At 59.7% G+C, this 2,630-nt stretch carries 3 protein-coding genes; all 3 read left to right on the forward strand.

Features of this window, described 5'->3' with window-relative positions; translation table 11 throughout:
- On the forward strand, positions 1-600 hold a 600-nt coding region (locus QZ540_RS08405; protein ID WP_294629172.1), incomplete at its 5' end, for a DHHA1 domain-containing protein.
- A 2-nt stretch (positions 601-602) separates the two neighbouring features.
- Positions 603-1,166, forward strand: a complete 564-nt coding sequence (gene ruvX, locus QZ540_RS08410) for a Holliday junction resolvase RuvX (RefSeq protein WP_012903482.1) — start codon at positions 603-605, stop codon at positions 1,164-1,166.
- Positions 1,163-2,356 (forward strand): endolytic transglycosylase MltG, encoded by a 1,194-nt coding sequence (gene mltG / locus QZ540_RS08415; RefSeq protein ID WP_294629175.1) that lies wholly within the window; start codon positions 1,163-1,165, stop codon positions 2,354-2,356. Before ruvX ends, mltG begins: the two co-directional genes overlap by 4 nt.
- Positions 2,357-2,630: the final 274 nt, after the last annotated feature.

Raw genomic sequence — 2,630 nt, forward strand, 5'->3', positions numbered from 1 at the left:
CTGCTGACCGAGGGCTCTGTTGGCTCCGGTAACCGCCGTGTTGAGGCTCTGGTGGGTCTGGATTCCTTCAACCACCTGGCTGCTGAGCGTACCCTGGTGAACCAGCTGACCGGCCTGATGAAGGTTCAGTCTTCCGCTGATCTGCCGGAGAAGATTAACCAGACTCTGGCTAAGCTGAAGGCTGCTGAGAAGGAACTGGCTCAGCTGCGCCGCGAGAAGCTGCAGGCTGAGGCTGGCAAGCTGCTGGAGAACGCACAGACCATCGGTTCTGTTCGCGTTCTGGCGCATGACGCTGGCGAACTGGACGCTAACGGCGTTCGTGACCTGGCTCTGGATCTGCGTTCGCGCTTCGGCTCCGAGGCCGCTGTTGTCGCCGTGGTGGGTGTGGCTAATGGCCGCCCCGTCGTCCTGGTGGCAACCAACGAGGGTGCTCGTGAGGCTGGCGTGAAGGCTGGCGCTCTGGTCCGCGTCGCTGCCGGTGTTCTCGGCGGCGGTGGCGGCGGTAAGGACGACGTCGCTCAGGGTGGTGGCCAGGACGCATCCAAGATTGGTGCTGCACTGGACGCTGTCCGCGACGCTATCGCACAGGCTCAGGCCTAAACATGGCAGAATTCCAGCGCGGAGTGCGGATGGGTGTCGATGTGGGTAACGCCCGCGTCGGCACCGCCCTCAGCGACCCCGACGGTATTCTCGCCACCCCGCTCAAGACGCTGCGCCGCGACGCGAAGAAGAACTCTGACCGCCGTGTTTTGCGCAAGCTGATTGAGGTGAACGAGGTGGTGGAGGTGTTCGTCGGGCTTCCGAAGACCATGCGTGGTGGGGATTCTCCCTCCACGGAGATGGCTCGGGAGTACGCTCAGGCTCTGCGCTCCGAGCTGGATGCCGAAGAGAAAACACACATTAACATTTGGCTGGTGGATGAGCGACTCACCACCGTGAGCGCTCACCGTGCACTGCACGAGGCTGGGGTTTCCAGCCGAGATTTCAAGACTATGGTTGACCAGGTGGCGGCTGTGAACATTCTGCAGTACAGCCTGGATGCCCTCAAGGCGGGGCAGTCCGTAGCCGGGTACAAGGTGAGCGATCCGGCCCACGAAGAAAACCGACCGTCCGAGTCAGAAGGGACCACGGTCGGTGCCGTCAACGAAACGGAGAACCTTCAGTGACCGAACAGAATAAACATCCCGAAGAGAGCGGGCTCGACCTCTTTAGGCCGACAGCCGAGGATGAACGTAAGGGCATTACCGGCATTACGATGGAACAGGAAATCGTGTCGGTGGCTACGTTGCGTGCGCGTAAGCGCCGCCGCCGCGCCGTTTTGCTGAGCGCAATTTCCCTGTTTGTCGTGGCTCTGGTCATCATCTCTGGTGCCCTGATTACTCGCTATGACCCGTTCAAGACTCGTGACTACTCGGGTGGCGGCAATGGTACGACCGTGACTTTCACGATTCGTTCTGGCCAGTCCACCGCGCAGGTGGCGCAGGAGCTTGAGGCGGCGGGCGTCATTGCTGATGCTGATAAGTTCCTTGAGGTGTACACCAAGGAGAGCAAGGGTAAGTACCTGCAGCCTGGCACCTATGAACTGCAGCAGCACATGAGCAGCTCGAGCGCGATTACGACCATTATTGATGCGAACAGCAACGTTCTGTACCTGGCGATTCCGCAGGGTAAGCGCGTGAGCGAGACCATCGATCTGATTGTTTCTGGCTCCGATGGCGCGTTCACCCGCAAGCAGGTTGAGGACGCGGTCAGCAACTACACCCAGTACGGTGTGCCGAGCAACTTCCCCTCGATTGAGGGTTGGTTGCACCCGGGTGAGTACCGCTTCCCGAAGGACACCGACATCAAGAAGGTCATTCAGACCATGGTTGATAAGACCAAGGCTGACCTGAAGGAAGCCGGCGTGAGCGGCGACCAGAAGACCTTTGAGGTTCTGACCATCGCCTCCATCGTGGAGCTTGAGGCTCAGCCGAAGGACTACGTGGCGGTTGCAGGCATCATTGAGAACCGCCTGAACAACCCCGATGGTGAGACCTCGGGTCTGATTCAGTCGGATGCGACCGTGACTTACGGTCTGGGTGTCCGCTCGTACCACCTGACTGAAGAGCAGAAGGCCGATAAGAGCAATAAGTACAACACTTATGCGAATAAGGGTCTGCCGAAGGGTCCGATTGGTTCCCCGCAGCTGGCTTCGATTAAGGCAGCAGCGGCTCCCGAGAAGAACCCGTACTACTACTGGGTAACTGTGGACCTGGATTCTGGTGAGACGAAGTACTCCCGCACTTACGCTGAGCACCAGCGTTACGTTGAAGAGTACAACCAGTGGTGCTCGAAGCACCCGAACCGTTGTAGCTAAGCTGCATCTGATTGGTTCAGCCGGTAGCTATGATTCGGTAGTTTCGGCGTGAAGGTTCCTTGCTGAGGCGGGTACCACCTCCACGAGAGTGGGGGAGGTGCCCGCCTTTGCTGTACCCGCTAAAATGGGAGGTGGCCCCCGCGGCCGTCCCTGTACCCAGCGTTGAGAACGACCCCCAGCGTGAGAGCGAAAGAGAGCCGATGAAGACTGAACCGTACCGTGAGGCCCCGTATCTTCGCCGCGCCTACGTGCTGGGGCACCCTATTGCGCATTC

Origin of the sequence: uncultured Rothia sp., from assembly GCF_916049665.1 — a bacterium.
GTDB lineage: Bacteria > Actinomycetota > Actinomycetes > Actinomycetales > Micrococcaceae > Rothia.